This is a genomic window from Bifidobacterium sp. UBA744 (assembly GCA_002298605.1).
GTDB lineage: Bacteria > Actinomycetota > Actinomycetes > Actinomycetales > Bifidobacteriaceae > Bifidobacterium.
Genome location: DBKS01000011.1, coordinates 9,083 through 24,258, shown reverse-complemented (window position 1 = coordinate 24,258; position 15,176 = coordinate 9,083). Strand labels below are relative to the sequence as shown.

Genomic DNA, 15,176 nt, shown 5'->3' with positions numbered 1-15,176 from the left:
GAGGACGTGTATTCGGCGCTTGACGCGGTGGTGTTCGGCGATTTGATGATCACACTGTTGAAGAACGCGGATCGTGTGCATGCCGCCAGCCTCGCCCAGTTGGTGAACGTCATCGCTCCGATCATGACGGAGAACGGCGGGCCCGCCTGGCGTCAGACCACCTTCTATCCGTTTGCCCTCACGGCGAAGCTCGCCAAGGGCGGTACGGTGTATGCGCCGAAGCTTGACTCCGACACCGTGCACACCGACTGCTATGGCGAGGTGCCCGGCGTGAACGCGGTGGCCGTGCATAGGGCGAACCATGGTATTGCGGCATTCGCCGTGAACCGTTCGCTCGACCATGCTGCGCAGTTCGAACTGAAGCTTCCCGAGCCGGTGGACGGTTCGTGGTCCGCGGCGTCGGCCCGTACGCTGCACGAGGACGACATCAACGCCGTGAATACCGCGGTGGACCCGGACCGGGTCGTCCCGCGGACCAACGCCTCCGCGGTTCTGGACGGTGCGTCCGGCACGGTGCGTGTGACGTTGCCGCCGGTGTCGTGGACGGCCCTCGAGGTGCGTTAGCGCCGGGGTGGCCTCGGTTCGGTCGGATTAGGACTCACAGTATGGGTAAACGAGTCACCATCACCGATGTGGCGCGCGAAGCGGGCGTTTCGATCAAAACCGTGTCGAATGTCATCAATGAGACGGGGTCGATGCGCCCGGACACTCGCGCTCGCGTACAGGAAACCATGAAGCGGTTGGGATACCGTCTTAATGTTTCCGCGCGTGCCATGAAAGCCGGCCGTACCAAGCTCATCGGCTTGGCCCTGGCCGGCTTCGGCCAGCCATTCATGCCCTATCTGGCCGACAGTGTGATCGTCGCCGCGAGGGAACGCGGCTATGGGGTGATCGCCGACACCTATGGCGACGGCAACGTGGAGGACATTCTCGCCGAAACTTATCGAATGGGCGCCGACGGATGGATCTTCTTCCCCGCGCACGGCTATGCGTCCGCCGGTACACTGGACCAGCCGTATCCGGTGGTTACCGTCGGCGATTTCGATCCCGTGGCGGTCGGAGGGGATGCCGATTGGGTGACGATGCCGAACACCGCCGCGGTGACCGAGCTCACCGGGCGTCTGTTGGATGCCGGGAACCGCGTCATCGCAACGATGGGAACCTGCCTGAACGGTGTCGGCGAAGAGGAACGCGCCCGGTTGCTGGCCCGCCGCGATGGCGCCACCGCCCAGCGCGTGCGCGGCGTGGTGCAGGCGCATCGCCAGCGCGGGATGGAACCGGATTGGCGATATATGACCATTCCCGCCGGATGGAATCGCGTGGGAGGGGCCCAGGGGGTGCGGGCGCTGCTGGCATCGGAGCTGCCGTTGCCCGATGCGATCATCTGTCTGAACGACGCCTCCGCCCTCGGCGTGATTTCGGAGCTGCAGAAGCATGGAATCCAAGTGCCCGGCGATGTGCGGGTCACCGGGTTCGACAACGTGCCGGACGCCGAATTCTCCACTCCGGCGCTGACGACCATTGACCCGGATGTCATCGGGTACGCCAAATCGGCGGTGGACATGCTTGTCGATCGGATCGAGGGGTATGACGGGCCGGCGCGCAAGGCGGTCACCGACTATCGCGTGGTCGTCCGCGGTTCCGCGGTGCTGTAGCGGCGGATCGTCGGCCCGTCGGGGGGGGGCTGTCAGAGCGTATACGTCCTGTCCGCCGGCAACGGTCCGTCCGTTGAGTCGATGATGATCACGGTTTTGCCGTCCTTATGCGCGATGCGCTTGAACAGGTCCAGCAGTTCGCCTCGCTCCGGGTCCTCGATGTCCAGCACCGGATTATCGGCGATGATCAGCGACGGCTCGCAGCACAGTGCCTTGGCGATGGCCACGCGGCGGCGCATCACGTCGGGCATTGTGGCGACCAGCGCGTCATGGTATTCGCTGGCGACGCCCACTTTGTTCAGCAGTGATTCGGCGATCAGCGGCTTGGGCTTGAGGAAGTTCCGTCCCGATCCCTCCATCGCGTTGACGATGTTGTCCATCGCGCTTAGTTCGCCGCGCACCGCATTGAGCTGGGGGATCAGGCCTGCGAAATGTCCACGGTATTCGGCGCCGGTCAGCTCCTCCAGATCCTTGCTTTTGAACATCACATGGCCTGTGGTGGGATGCGCCATATTGGCCATGAGGCTGATCGCCGCGATGCGTTGCTCGTCGGAATGCACGCGCACCGCATAGAGGCGGCGGCTGTGGAAGGCGAAGTCCGCATCGTCGATCAGTGGCTCCACGCCCTTTTTTACGGTGTAGGTGACGTGTTTGAAAGCGAGCGTCGGATATGTGGAGAAGACGATGGAATCGTTATTGGTGATTTCCCGGTCGATTTTTGAAGCGACCATTACCGGTGCCGCTTCGGCGGGCTTCTCCTTGGAGACGGGCGTGGCGTCGGTCGCGGATGGCGATGCCGCGTCGGTTCCGAGGAACGAGGCGATCAGCGCGTCGGTCTGGTCCATCGCCGGCTGACGCCCGCCCGCTTCGGCGGCATCCGGCGAACCGGGCTTATCGTCCGTTTCGTCGTCATAGACGATGCCGAAGGGGATCTCCGGCTGCTGCGGTTCGGCGTCCGGATTCGCGTCGTCGGCGTCGTTGTTCTCGGCGACTGCGGAGTCGGCGGCCTCGATGGCTTCGTCGTCCTTGGTGTCCTTGGTGTCGTCGGTCATGTCAGTTCTCCTTGGCTGCGTTGTCGGTATCCGTTGCGTCGGGGGTTGCGGCGTCGACGGTATCCGGATGGGTGCGGGCTGCGAAAAGCGTGGTGGTGCGATAGCAGGCCACGCGAATCCACGTAATGATCGCAAGCACGACGAACGCGCCCAGCGCGGCCCAGATGCACTGCCAAATCAGGCTGGACAGCGGGGTGCCGTGCACTTCCGTGGTGAGCTTGGCCACAATCGGACCGGTGCCGAAACCGGCGGCGAGATAACCGGCCAGCACGCCTACGAAGGCCGGCAGTATGAGCTCGAGGGCGAACTGCCATCCGATGCGCGGGCGGCTGACACCCATGGCGATGTCGTATCCGATCTCCTCGCCTCGACGCGCCAGCGTCCAGACGATGAGCAGAGCCGCCAGCACGCCGCAGACGCTCCACAGTGCGATCAGCGCCGGGGTGAGTTTCTCGCCGAGCTGCCTGAGCGGGATGATGTCGCGATTGTAGTCGTCCACGTTCGGGGCGGAGATCGTGTAGTCGTCGCTGAGTCCCGCCTTGCGCAGCGTGCTTTCAAAGGTGGAGAAATCGGCGAGCGAGTTCAGTTTGAACACGATGTTCACCGGGTTGGTGTTGTTGTCCTCGTCGGTGGGGCTCAGTCCCAGGCTGCCGAAGGTGTAGTAGCTGACGTAGATCGCGTTGTTGGGGTCCAGCGTGTTGCCGAACGCCGGGTCGCCGGCGGCGCCGTCGTTGGTGTAGATGCCGGTGACCGTCAGCGTTATGGTTTTCGAGGTGTCGGACGACATGGCGACCGTAATCGTGTCGCCCACTTTGGTGCCGTTCTTGTCGGCCAGGGCCTTCGGGATCAGCGCGTTGGACTGGTCCGCATCGTCGGTTTTCAGATCCGCGCCGTCAACCACCGTGTAGCTGCCGAGCGGGCCGTGCTTGGAGGAGTCCGAGTCGTAGAAGCCGGTGACGGTGAGCGTTGAGCCGTCCACGGGCTGGATCTGGCCGTCGACGGCCGCGACCTTCGCGGTTTCGTCGTACATCGGCGTGAACTGGATGCTGGCGCTGTCCAGCGCCTCCGCGTATGTGGTCCACTGCTTCCATGAGAAGTTGTAGGTGTTCCAGTCGATTTGCGACGCGTCTTTGTTGGCTGACGAGGAGAGGACCTTCTGGCGGTCGACGGCGACGCGCGCCTGCGGGGAGAGGGACTGGTAGATCGGCCCGATGGCGGATTCGTAGGAGTACCGGGCCGACAGGCCGAACAGCGATCCGGCCGAAACGATAAGGCTAACCAACATCACGAATATGGTGCGAGCCTTATGCCGCATCATTGTGGTCCAGACGTTCTTGAGAACGAACATGCTTGCTACTCCGGTTGTTGTCTTCTGTCTTCACGCGTCAGTCGCGCCGGTCCCTGGGACCCATGCTCCACTATCAACGCATGTTGTCAATGTTTTCTTGCCGCTGTCTACAGTAATACTGCATGGACCCTGAAAGAATGCTGGCAATGCGTGGATTTGGACATCGTGGGCCGCCTGCGGGGGACGGTCATGCGGGCGTTAAGGGGGGCGCTGTACACTGTGGTACAGCTCGTGAACCTGCAGGCCGGAAAATGAGGGGTGATTATGCGTTCGATTCCACGTCATACCGACCGCGCTGGCCATAGGAATCTATCGGCGGTGGAAGGCTGGTCCCTGGTGGCCAAATGCCTGTACGTGCTGATTTCGGCGCTGCTGGGACTGCTGCTGTCCACCTTCATCGTGTACGGCAGCTCGGTGGTCAAAATGACTTATGAGGCGAATCGCATGATTACCTCGGCCGAGAATTTGGCCAATGCCGCGTTGGGGTGCGGTTCCGATGAAGGCCTCTCCGAATCCTCGCACAGGTTGGTGACCTCCGCGCGCAAGTTGCGCGACGAACTGGACACCACCAAATGGTCCCTGGTCCGTGACCACAGCACCGTGGGCGCCGACATCACCGCCGTGCGCACCATGCTGAACGCCGTGGGCAATCTGGCGGAGGGGCCGTTCACCGATCTGATGAATCTGTCCCAGCGGCTCTCCGGTTTTTCGATGGAGGACAAAACCGTGGACGTCAGCGCTCTGCTTGAGGTGCCCGGCATCGTCGACAACGCGCACACCAGCATCGAAACCGAGGTGGAGGCGCTCAATCAGGTGCCGGAGCCGAGCATCGCGCAGGTCGCGAGCCTGGTGGCCGCCGGTCGAAACGCGCTGCAATCCGTCGACGAACTCCTGTCCCAATACGACGATTTGGTCGAGCTGATCCCGCAGCTGCTCGGCGCCGATGGCCAGCGCACCTATCTGGTGGCCATCTACAACAATGCCGAATTGCGTTCGGGAGGCGGCATGGTCGGCAACGTGGCCCCGATCACCGTGGATGCCGGCAAGGTGACCATCGGCGATTTCGAGGTGACGTCCGCGTACAAATACGGCACGGGACCGTTCGACAGCCAGAATCTGACGGAAGGCGCCGTATTCGGTTCGCAGGTGTACAGTTTCCCGCAGACCACCACGGTGAACCCCGATTTCCAGCGCGCCGCCGAGACGCTGAAGAATATGTGGAACGCCCAGGACGGCAATCAGAACATCAACGTGGCGGGCGTCATAGCGATCGATCCGGTGGTGATGCAGGCGCTGATCGGTGCCACCGCCGACGTCACATTGTCGGACGGCCGGATGCTCAACGGACAAAACACCGCCAAATTCTTCCTGTCGGACCTGTATGTGGACTACCCGGATTCCGACACGCAGGACCCCTATACCAATGAGGCGTCCAAGGCGATTATGACCAGCGTCTTCTCGCATCTCAACTCCGGTTCGGCTTCCGGTGTGCTGCGCGCGATCCGCACGGTGTCGGCCTCGTCGCATCTCAAGCTCTGGATGGCGGATGACAATGAGCTGGCGGCGCTGATCCAGACCAAAGTGCTTGACCTGAACGTGGCCGGCATGCTGCCCGACGACCCGCTGAACCCCACCGCCGGTGTCTATGTGACCGAGGCGGAACCAAGCAAGCTCGACTGGTATCTCGACACGTCGATGACGGTGACCAAAACCTGCGGCGATAACTTTGCACAGTCCCAGAGCCGTCTGAGCAACAACGTCAACGCGCGTCCGCGCTCCACCTCGCTGCAGCAGATCGCCACCCGCAATCTCGGAGACGAGTACACGGTGGAATTCACCATGCATAACACCATGACCGAGGAACAGGCGGAATCGCTGCCCGTCTATGTAACCGGCGCCAACGGGTCGGGCACCATGCAGCCCAGGTTGTTCTTCATGGCTCCCGCAGGCGGCGAGATCACGTCAATCGCCTATGAAACCGGCGAGTTCGCCGCCAATGGCGTCGCCGATGGCCATCAATTCATCAATCTGCGGCTCACCGGTGGCATCGCCCCGGGTGAAACGGTGACCGTTGCATTCACCGTGCGCGTGGCGGAGCAGGCGGCGTCGCCGTTGAACGTCGTCACCACGCCGATTGTGACCGAACAGGGCGAATTCACAGGTTCCGGCGGCGCTGTGGTGGATCAGTGCGGCGCCGACGTGCCTGACGCCCAGCAGGACCAGCGGTACGGCACGGGAACGACGTCCGGCACCGATGACGGGTCCGACGCCGCGGCCGGGGATTCTGCCACGCCCGGCCCGCTCACGCTGCTGACGCCGAGCGCGACACCGTCGGATGGGTCCTCGGCGCAGTCGGACGAAGGCGCGTTGGATTCACTGGATCAGTTCCGCGGGGCGATGTCGTGCCCCGTCCGGCTGAGGTCGCTCATCGCCTGATGCGATCGCGCGCCGCGCGCGGTCCAGATGCCGGGGTATGATCGGGCAGGTTGTGCCCCGGTTCTCCGTGGCGCAACTCGCAAACACACTCCTGTCGCGGAACGTCCGCGGCCGATTAGTCCGAAGGAGGTGGGTGATGTCTGCGCATAAGTACGAACTGATGTTCATTGCTGATCCTGAGCTTGACGAGCGCGGTCTGAAGAAGCTGACCGAGCAGTATCTCGAGATCGTCACCAACGAGGGCGGTTCCGTGGATGGAACCGATTACTGGGGTCGTCGTAAGCTCGCTTACGAGATCGCCGGCAAGTCCGAAGGCAACTACGTTGTGGTGACCTACACCGCCGAGCCCGCTACCAGCGACGAGCTGGATCGTGTCCTCAACCTCAACGAGTCCGTGATCCGTACGAAGATCCTTCGTAAGGACGCCAAGTAAATCGTTTCTTCACCGAGCAATCGGTGCGTTGCTAAGGGGTAATCGCCATGGCAGTACCTACGTTCACCATCATCGGCAATCTTGCCGCTGATCCCGAAGTTCGTCAGGGCAACAATGGCCCGTGGGCCACATTTACCGTGATCACCACGACCCGCCGCCGCAACCGCGACACCAATGAGTGGGAGGATGGCGATCGCGCCTCCTTCCGGTGCGTGGCGTATGGCGATCTGGCCGCCAATATCGGCAGCTCGTTGTCAAAGGGCCTGCGCGTCATCGCGTCCGGCCGTTTGCGCGACCGCCAGTATCAGGACAATCAGGGCCAAACCCGCTACACGACCGAGTTCATCGTCGATGAGATCGGCCCGTCGCTGCGTTATGCGACTGCCGCCATCACCCGTACGTCCGGTGGCCAGGGAGGCTACTCCAGTGGCTTCCAGGGCAATCGTGGCGCCAATGGCGGTGGATTCGCCGGTCGCGGCGGATATTCGGGCGGCGCTTCCGCCGGCTTCGGCGGACAGCCCCAGCAGTCCGCTCCCGCCTCGCCCGCGCCGGCCACCGGCACTGATCCGTGGGGCACGCCGTCAGGCGGCAGCTCCTTCGGGTCCTATGGTGGCGCCTCCGATTTCGGTTCGGATAGCGACGAGCCCGAGTTCTAGGCATTAGCAACGATTCATTGCATCGCTACGTTTTAATTCAAGGAGAACATCAGAATGTCACGCAAGAGGCCGCAGCCGCCGGTCAAGCCGTTTAAGAAGAAGCCGAATCCGCTGAAGGCTGCCAAGATCACCGAGATCGACTACAAGGACGTCGCGCTGCTGCGCAAGTTCATTTCCGATCGCGGCAAGATCCGTTCCCGTCGTATCACCGGCGTCACCGTGCAGGAGCAGCGCGAGATCTCCAAGGCCATCAAGAACGCCCGCGAGATGGCTCTGCTGCCGTACGCCACTTCCGGTCGCTGATAGGAGGCTAGAGAACAATGGCAAAGGAAACTAAGGTCATCCTCACCAAGACCGTCTCCAACCTGGGTCATTCCGGCGACGTCGTCGAGGTTCGCCCCGGCTACGCCCGCAACTACCTGATCCCGCAGGGCCTCGCCTTCACGTGGAGCAAGGGCGCCGCTTCCCAGATCGAATCCATGCGTCGCGCTCGCCAGGCCAAGGCCGTCGCCACCCGTGAGGATGCCGTCGCCGCCAAGGCCGCCATCGAGGGCACCACTGTTGAGATCGCCGCCAAGGTCTCCGAATCCGGCAAGCTGTTCGGCGCCGTGTCCACCGACGCGATCGCCTCCGCCCTGACCACCTCGGTCGATCCGAAGGCCATCAAGGTCGAGACCATCAAGACCACCGGCGAGTTCGCCGCCACGGTCCAGCTCCACCCGGAGATCTCGGCCAACTTCACCGTCAAGGTCGTCGCCGAGTGATTTCGGCCTGACTGACCCGAGCTTAAGCAGGGAATCCCCGCCCGGTTGTCGCCGGACGGGGATTTTCGTATGTCGCTGCGGCAACGGGGGCGCCGGAAGCGCGACAGCTGGCGCGCCGGCGGCTCGCCATGCCGGCGGTTTAAGTGCAGCCTAGAAATTACTGCCGTTCCAACCCCAGTCGGTGGTTGCGGCATAGCGAATGTACAGGCGATCCTTGGGAATGCCCAGCTCCTTGTCCAAGGCGGCCGTGATCTGCTCGGTCAGCTTCTCCCACGCCGAACCCGGCACGCTGCGGCCAAATACGTTGACCTCCACATAGGCGGCGGGTTTGGTGTCGTCGCCTGCGAAATAGATGGGCATATTGTCCTCGAACGGGCACATCAGCCAGCTTTCGGACTTGCCGGGCACGGCGGCGATCGCCTTCCCGTAGGCGGCTTTCAGGGCTTCGCGCTGCTCGGGCGTGGTGCTGACCGAAACATGGGTGTGAATGACGGGCATGGTTCCTCCTTGCGAAAAGGGTCGACAGCGCCCATCCTACACGCGGGCGCACTGCGCCCCGACGGGCGTCGTGACGCGTTATGCGGACGTTCGGCGGGGATTATGCGCAGATCCAGCCCATTGTCCGGCGGAGGTCAGAGAGCTTGTGTATAAAAGTCACTCGTGAGAAAACTGATTGAACAGCTTATGAAGTTTGGCATCGTCGGCATCATCGCCTTCGTCATCGACTACGGCATCATGAACTTGCTGCTGGCCTTCCATGTGCACAATATTCTGGCCAGCACCGTTTCCTTCCTGATATCCCTCGCTTTCAACTACATCGCCAGCATGAAGTATGTGTTCAAGCATCGCGATGATATGGCCCGCTGGATGGAGATCCTGATTTTCTTCGTGTCCTCGGCGATTGGCCTGGGCATCAACGAGGTGATCATCTATATCTCGACCTTCGGCATGAACCATGACGCCATGATCAGCCAGCATGCGGAATACATGCTCCGCACCAACGCCGGCAAGATCGTCGCGACTGTCGTGGTGGCCATCTGGAACTTCCTGATCCGCAAATGGCTGCTGGACGATACGCACACCAACGCCATGAACCGTCTCAAGTCCGCGGACAACCGGCTGACCCCCGAGGAGCTTGAGGCCAAGTGGCAGAACAGCTTCTCTCATAAACTGGGCCAATGGTCCATTGACCACACCCCGGCCGGCTGGCCCAAGTAGTCTTGCGGGGCGCTTCCGGGCCGGTCAGACGGCGACCTCCTGCAGCGTGGGCTTTTCAGTGCCGTCCTTGATCTGCCTGAATCCGATCAACGCGATAAGCAGTGAGCCGAGCGCCAAAGTGGTCACGACCAGGAAACCGCCGTGCGAGCCCATCCGGTCGATGAACTGGCCCGCGATGGCCGAGCCGGCGGAAGCCCCGATGGAGTTCATCGCGCCCATCCACGCCATGCCCTCGGTGAGCCGCGTGGGCGGCACCAGATGCAGCATCAGCTGGTTGCCGTTGATCCACGTGGGCGCCTGGCAGACGCCGATGATCAGATAGATCACCATGATGGTCCACAGATTGTGGGCGAACATGAAGGTGCCGATGCCGAGATTCACCACGGCCAGGCAGAAGTAGAAACGCTTCCACAGCGGGATCGTCCAGTTCTTGGCGCCGTAGACCAATGCGCCCATCAGCGAGCTGAACGAGAAGCAGGCGAATACGAAGCCGGTGTATTGCTTCATGCCCTGTTCGGTGGCGAACGAGATGATGGCGATCGACGCGGCCGACTGGAAGGCCCCGAGTCCAAACCAGGTGACGCATACGGCGATGAGACCCGGCCCCCAGATCGACTCCTTCTTCTGGGGCCTGTCCCCCTGCAGCGCCGCCGCCTTTGCCGCCTCGCGCTCGCGGTATTCACGCCGCGTCAGTCCGGCGGCGCGAGCGAGCTGGGTCTGGCTGGGCGGCTCGGTGCTCAGCTCGGTCAGAAACATCAGGGCGCCGACAATCACGCATACGCCGGTGAAGGAGAAGGCCAGCAGCCCGGAGATCACGGCCAGCGTGGAGGCGAGCGGGTTGCCGATCACCCACATGCATTCGTCGAAGACGCCGCACAGGCTCAGCGCCCGATCGGTGCGTTTGCGGTCGCCTGTGAGCAGATGCGTCCAGCGGCCGCGGCTCATGGCGCCCCATGGCGGAATGGCCGCCATGAACGGCGTGATCATGTAGAGCACCCACTCGGGGGCGCGGTTGGTGATTGACGTGGTCAGGGCCACGGCGGCGATCATCCAGATAACGATGGTGGGGATGGACACCTGCCGTTGGCCGAACTTGTCGACGAGTTTGCCGAGCAGCGGCGTCGTGATGGCCAGGGCGATGGCCTGGATGGCGGTGAGCATGCCGGCAAGCGAATAATTGCCGTAGTAGTACTGCACCGAGATGGTGATGGTCATGCCAACCATGGGGAACGGCATGCAGGCGATCACTGATCCGATGGAGAACCGCGCGGTGTGGGGGATGCGCAGCAGTTCGGCATAGCCGCCGAAGATGCGGGCTGCGATATCTCGAATGCCGGTGATGACTGATCCTGCCATGGTTCCTTCTTATGCCCTGCTCTTGCTCTATGCTTTGCCCTTGGCGATTTCGGGCCTTGTGTTCCGTCGCTCCCGGGCGTTTCAGGCTGTCTTTCCTGATCCGCGCCGCGTCTCCGGCCCATCACGTCACCCGCGACCGTTCCTTGCCGCCCTGGAAGGAAATCGTTCCGCGTAAAGGTTGTACCTGCGCCGCTCATCATATGCTATGCCCCGGCGAGTACATTGGAAGCCATGAGTGCCACCACGATTCATCTTGTTCGCCATGGCGAGGTTTTCAATCCCGATCACGTGCTGTACGAACGATTGGACGGGTTCCATCTGTCCGATCGGGGTCGTCGCATGGCCGATGCCACCGGCCGCTATATCGCGCAAAGCCCGCAGATCAACACGGCTGCGGCGGTGTATTCGTCTCCTCTGGACCGTACCCGTGAAACCGCGGAGATCATATTGGGCCATCTCAACAACGAGCGCATCGGTCGCGGCGAGACCCGAATCGAATTGGCGACGGACGAACGGCTGATCGAAGCGGGCAACGAATTTCGCGGCAGGCGAATCGGCCATGGCGACGGGGCGCTGTGGAGGCCGGAGAACCTCGCGTTGGTGCGCAATCTGTACAAGCCGTCATGGGGTGAAAGCTACCGGCATATCGCCGAGCGCATGAGCGATTTCGTCTCGCAGAAAGTGGACGAGTATCCCGGGCGGCAGATCATCGTCGTCAGCCACGAATCCCCGATCTGGACGTTCAGGCATCTGCTGGAGAAGGGTCGTCCGGAACACAATATGCTATTGCGCCACACGGCGCTCGCATCCATCACGTCCATCACCTTCGACGATGCCAGCCATCGGGTGATGAGCATCACATATGTGGATCCCGCGGCTCACGTGGCGTGAATGCCCGACTGGCTAAAATGGTCGGTATGACGACGTTTACGTTTGATCGCGCCATGGTGGCGCATGTGGCCGGCTTGCCCGCGGTGCGGCAGGCCGCCAGTCAGGGTGATGAGCTGGTTTCGCTGTGGCCGCTGACGCAGGCCATGCAGATGGATAACGACGTGAAATATGCCGAGAATCTGCAGGTGCGTGTCACCCGTGTGTTTGCGCGGGCGATAAGCGGCCAGGATGTGACCGTTCCCGACGCCGAGTTTGTCTATGAGGGCGCCGATTCGATCCCCGGCCGCCCGCAGGAGATCGTGGATGCGCTGCTTAACGCAAATGATGCCTATGAGACCATGTCGCCGTTCTCCGAAACCGGCGATGTCCGGTTGGTGGTCGAGGCCGCGCGCATTCTTGGCGTCGACTGGTCCGGGCCGGTTGCCGATCGTGTGCTTGACGTGCTGGGAGGTGTGGAACGGGCCCTGTCGGGGAGCGAGGCTTCCGGGGCCGCCGGAGCGGATGGCGTGGCTGAGCGCTTTGCCGTGGCGCTGATGGCATGCGACAAGCTGTTGGCTGTGGTGGCGCCTGACGGGTCGGATGTGCGTGCTGCGCTGCCCGTGCTGCTGGTGGTCAACGAGCTGCACGAGCAAATCGCATTGCCGCGGATTCTCATGACGTTGGAGGAAATCACGGCTTTGCTGGCCCGTCGCGCCCACGTGGCTTCCGAAGGCGGCTCGGTGCTTGACGCCACTGCCGAGTTCGTCGCTCCGCTCGCCCAGGCCGAGTGGAAGAAGCATTACGACGATGTGCTGTGGAATCCGGACGAGGCCAAGAAGAAGGCCAAGGAAGAGGATGAAAAGCGCAACAAGGAGGCGTTGGCCGCCAAGTTCGCCCACGTCAAGGACGATCCGAACAAGGAAACCGTCGAATTGTAAGATGCCGTGCCAGCCCGTGGCGGTTCCGTGGCGGTGCAATGCAAAGAGCCCGTGGAATCCCCATCCTCCGGATTCCACGGGCTCTTGCGGTATTTCGGCCGTGTCAGGCGTCGAATCGGGCGCCCGCGGGTTTGGTGCGGCCTGCGAGCAGCACGATGCCGATCACATAGCCGACGAATGCGGCAAGCGAGACGCCGAGAATCATCGCGATCGTTTCGGCGTGTGAGGCGAAGAACATCTCGGCCAGGCGTTCGATTTCATATTCGGACTGCATGTTCGTCACGGTTGAGGCGAGCAGTTGCAGGTCGTCGAGGAAACGCAGACCCACCGTATAGGTCATAATCGTCGATATCGCGGCGGGCGCGGCCGGGATGAGCATGAACCAGCCCGACCTGTTGGTGTCGTGCAGCCGACGGATGCCGATGATGACCAGCAATATGTCGGCGAATATGGACCAGATGCCGGCGATCACTTGGCCGGGTGCGCCCAGGAGGAAGGTGATCAGATCGACGCCGACAGAGCACAGCACCAAGAACAGCACGGTCCACCAGAATTCGCCGCGCGAAGCCCGCCCTTTGACGGTGAATGGCTTGGCGAACAGACGTTTGACGGCGTCGCCGAATCCAATGCCGTACCACGGCTGGTTGATGGGTGGTGTTCCGCCGGCCGCGTAGTTGTAATACGGGTTGCCTTGGGGCAGGGGGGTGCCGGGCGCGGATTGCTGGTAGCCGGGCTGCTGGTAGCCGGGTTGTGTATAGCCGGGCTGCGCGGCGTATGGATTGGGACTGGTGCGGCTGTCGGCCTGTGCCTGTTCGAAGGGCGGGTAGCCGGGTTGCTGCTGGCTGTACTGGCTATACTGGCCGTACGCCGGTTGCTGGTAGCCAGATTGCGGAGCGTACTGGCCGTACGTCGGCTGAGCGGGTTGCGCTGGTTGCGGCGGCATCTGCTGCTGCGGCTGAGCGGGTTGCACGGGCTGCTGCTGTGAAGGCTGCTGACCGTTGCCCGATTGGCCGTTGGTGGGTTGGTTGGGATCCGATTGCGGTTGAGGGTTGTTGTAGGTCATCGCCGTCCCTTTCGACATGCTGTGCCATGCACTTACCATTGTCGCACACAAACGGCGATTTCCCATCTCCCATGAATCGAATCGGGCGGTCCCGCTCGCTGTTCTTACGCTGTTCTCAGCCGTCTTCTTCGAACGCCAGCGTGTCGTCGTCGCCGAGCAGCACGCGTTCGGCGATGCCGACGGCGAGCAGCACCAGACCGGTCAGAAACACGATCATAAAGGTCGCGCAGAAAATCAGTGGCGTGCGGAAGGAGTTGTACGCCATCTGCAGCCAGATTCCCAGGCCCTTGCGAGCCCCCATGTACTCGGCCGTGGTCGCCGTGGCGAACAGGTAGGAGGCCGAGATGCGGATGCCGCCGAAAATCTGCCTGGCGGCCACGCGCAGTTTGACATGCCACAGCGTCCAAGCCCGCGTGGCCCCGCAGGTGAGGGCCACATCCTCGTAATACCGGGGCACCGCCATCAGGCCGCGGATGGTCTGCACGGCGATGGGGAAGAGGCTGAACACCGCGATGAGGGCGATTTTGCCGGAAATCTCAAAGCCGAACCAAATGATGAACAGCGGCGCGATGGTGATCAGCGGCATTGTCTGCGCGGCGGTAAGCAGCGGGAAGAAGGCGGCGTTGAGCAGCGGCGAGCAGTAGAACAGCACGCCGAGCAGAATGCCGAACAGCAGCGCCAATGCGAAGCCCGCCAGCGCCTCCTGGATCGTCACCGTGGTGGCGGCCCACATCTTCGGCCACACGTCCACCCATGAGGCCGCAATCTCACTGGGCGCGGAGAACGAATGCCGGTTGACGTGGCCCAGATCCACCCAGAGCTCCCACGTCACCAGCAGCGCAACGATGGCGACAATCGTGGGAATGTACCGTTTCAGCCGGTCGGCCAGTTTCATCGGAATCACCTTGCTTTCCGTCCGCAGTAAGGTGAGGAGACTGCGGACGCCCCCATCATAGGCGGTGGGCACGTCCCGTTCGCGCGGCACAATGGTGCCCATGACTGATGCTGACAACACTGTGAAATACTACGAACCCAAGGACGGCAAGCCCGCGCTGCCGAAGAACGTGCGCGTGCGTTTCTGCCCGTCTCCCACCGGCACCCCGCATGTGGGCATGATCCGCACGGCCCTGTTCAACTGGGCCGAGGCGCGTGCCACGGGCGGCACCCTGCTGTTCCGTATCGAGGACACCGATGCCGCGCGCGATTCGGAGGAAAGCTACAACCAGATCCTTGAATCCCTGCGCTGGCTGGGCATCGACTGGGACGAAGGCATTGACGTGGGCGGGCCGCACGGCCCCTATCGCCAGTCCGAGCGAGGCGCCATCTACAAGGACGTCGCCGCGAAGCTGCTGGAGGCCGGCTATGCCTATGAGTCCTTCTCCACCCC

Annotated in this window: 16 protein-coding genes and 1 pseudogene; 11 read left to right on the top strand and 6 right to left on the bottom strand. The window is 62.6% G+C overall.

Features of this window, described 5'->3' with window-relative positions:
- Together B2994_RS01290 and B2994_RS01285 are read left to right on the top strand one after the other, a co-directional pair.
- On the top strand, nt 1-564 hold a 564-nt coding region (locus B2994_RS01290), incomplete at its 5' end, for an alpha-L-arabinofuranosidase C-terminal domain-containing protein (RefSeq protein WP_291526597.1).
- A 41-nt stretch (nt 565-605) separates the two neighbouring features.
- Nucleotides 606-1,655: a LacI family DNA-binding transcriptional regulator gene (locus B2994_RS01285; protein WP_291526596.1), complete on the top strand. Its 1,050-nt coding sequence runs from the start codon at nt 606-608 to the stop codon at nt 1,653-1,655.
- A 32-nt stretch (nt 1,656-1,687) separates the two neighbouring features.
- Here B2994_RS01285 and B2994_RS01280 read toward each other — a convergent pair whose 3' ends face one another.
- Both B2994_RS01280 and B2994_RS01275 read right to left on the bottom strand, forming a co-directional pair.
- Nucleotides 1,688-2,707, bottom strand: coding sequence for an ATP-binding cassette domain-containing protein (locus B2994_RS01280; protein ID WP_291526595.1), 1,020 nt, complete (start codon nt 2,705-2,707; stop codon nt 1,688-1,690).
- A 1-nt stretch (nt 2,708) separates the two neighbouring features.
- Nucleotides 2,709-3,992 (bottom strand): ABC transporter permease, encoded by a 1,284-nt coding sequence (locus B2994_RS01275; RefSeq protein ID WP_291526594.1) that lies wholly within the window; start codon nt 3,990-3,992, stop codon nt 2,709-2,711.
- A 381-nt stretch (nt 3,993-4,373) separates the two neighbouring features.
- Between B2994_RS01275 and B2994_RS01270 the strand changes: the two genes are divergently transcribed.
- The 5 genes from B2994_RS01270 to rplI all read left to right on the top strand — a co-directional run bounded on the left by B2994_RS01270 (nt 4,374) and on the right by rplI (nt 8,344).
- Nucleotides 4,374-6,491, top strand: coding sequence for a DUF4012 domain-containing protein (locus tag B2994_RS01270; protein ID WP_291526593.1), 2,118 nt, complete (start codon nt 4,374-4,376; stop codon nt 6,489-6,491).
- A 136-nt stretch (nt 6,492-6,627) separates the two neighbouring features.
- The gene (gene rpsF, locus B2994_RS01265; protein ID WP_291526592.1) at nt 6,628-6,924 is read left to right on the top strand and encodes a 30S ribosomal protein S6; all 297 of its coding nucleotides are present in this window, start codon (nt 6,628-6,630) and stop codon (nt 6,922-6,924) included.
- Nucleotides 6,925-6,971: 47 nt separating this feature from the next.
- Nucleotides 6,972-7,580 (top strand): single-stranded DNA-binding protein, encoded by a 609-nt coding sequence (gene ssb / locus B2994_RS01260; protein WP_291526591.1) that lies wholly within the window; start codon nt 6,972-6,974, stop codon nt 7,578-7,580.
- A 54-nt stretch (nt 7,581-7,634) separates the two neighbouring features.
- On the top strand, nt 7,635-7,883 hold the full coding sequence (gene rpsR / locus B2994_RS01255) for a 30S ribosomal protein S18 (RefSeq protein ID WP_033890661.1): 249 nt from the start codon (nt 7,635-7,637) through the stop codon (nt 7,881-7,883).
- Between the two features lie 17 nt (nt 7,884-7,900).
- A complete protein-coding gene (gene rplI / locus B2994_RS01250; RefSeq protein WP_291526590.1) occupies nt 7,901-8,344 on the top strand; it encodes a 50S ribosomal protein L9 in 444 nt (147 codons plus the stop codon).
- A gap of 150 nt (nt 8,345-8,494) precedes the next feature.
- Here the strand turns inward: rplI and B2994_RS01245 are convergent, their stop codons facing one another.
- Nucleotides 8,495-8,842 carry a phenylpyruvate tautomerase MIF-related protein gene (locus tag B2994_RS01245; RefSeq protein WP_291526589.1) on the bottom strand — a complete coding sequence of 116 codons (348 nt, stop codon included), beginning with the start codon at nt 8,840-8,842 and terminating at the stop codon, nt 8,495-8,497.
- A 186-nt stretch (nt 8,843-9,028) separates the two neighbouring features.
- On the opposite strand from B2994_RS01245, the gene B2994_RS01240 reads away from it, so the two are divergent.
- A complete protein-coding gene (locus B2994_RS01240; protein ID WP_291526620.1) occupies nt 9,029-9,562 on the top strand; it encodes a GtrA family protein in 534 nt (177 codons plus the stop codon).
- Between the two features lie 24 nt (nt 9,563-9,586).
- On the opposite strand, the gene B2994_RS01235 is transcribed toward B2994_RS01240, so the two are convergent.
- Nucleotides 9,587-10,918 (bottom strand): MFS transporter, encoded by a 1,332-nt coding sequence (locus B2994_RS01235; RefSeq protein ID WP_291526588.1) that lies wholly within the window; start codon nt 10,916-10,918, stop codon nt 9,587-9,589.
- 231 nt (nt 10,919-11,149) lie between these two features.
- Between B2994_RS01235 and B2994_RS01230 the strand changes: the two genes are divergently transcribed.
- Both B2994_RS01230 and B2994_RS01225 read left to right on the top strand, forming a co-directional pair.
- Nucleotides 11,150-11,809: a histidine phosphatase family protein gene (locus B2994_RS01230; protein WP_291526587.1), complete on the top strand. Its 660-nt coding sequence runs from the start codon at nt 11,150-11,152 to the stop codon at nt 11,807-11,809.
- 26 nt (nt 11,810-11,835) lie between these two features.
- Nucleotides 11,836-12,726 carry a hypothetical protein gene (locus tag B2994_RS01225; protein WP_291526586.1) on the top strand — a complete coding sequence of 297 codons (891 nt, stop codon included), beginning with the start codon at nt 11,836-11,838 and terminating at the stop codon, nt 12,724-12,726.
- 103 nt (nt 12,727-12,829) lie between these two features.
- Here B2994_RS01225 and B2994_RS01220 read toward each other — a convergent pair whose 3' ends face one another.
- Together B2994_RS01220 and B2994_RS01215 are read right to left on the bottom strand one after the other, a co-directional pair.
- The gene (locus tag B2994_RS01220) at nt 12,830-13,789 is read right to left on the bottom strand and encodes a DUF805 domain-containing protein (RefSeq protein WP_291526585.1); all 960 of its coding nucleotides are present in this window, start codon (nt 13,787-13,789) and stop codon (nt 12,830-12,832) included.
- A 115-nt stretch (nt 13,790-13,904) separates the two neighbouring features.
- Nucleotides 13,905-14,684 carry an ABC transporter permease gene (locus tag B2994_RS01215; RefSeq protein ID WP_291526619.1) on the bottom strand — a complete coding sequence of 260 codons (780 nt, stop codon included), beginning with the start codon at nt 14,682-14,684 and terminating at the stop codon, nt 13,905-13,907.
- Between the two features lie 100 nt (nt 14,685-14,784).
- Here B2994_RS01215 and B2994_RS01210 point away from each other — a divergent pair.
- Nucleotides 14,785-15,176: pseudogene (locus tag B2994_RS01210) on the top strand (glutamate--tRNA ligase family protein); the annotation flags it as partial.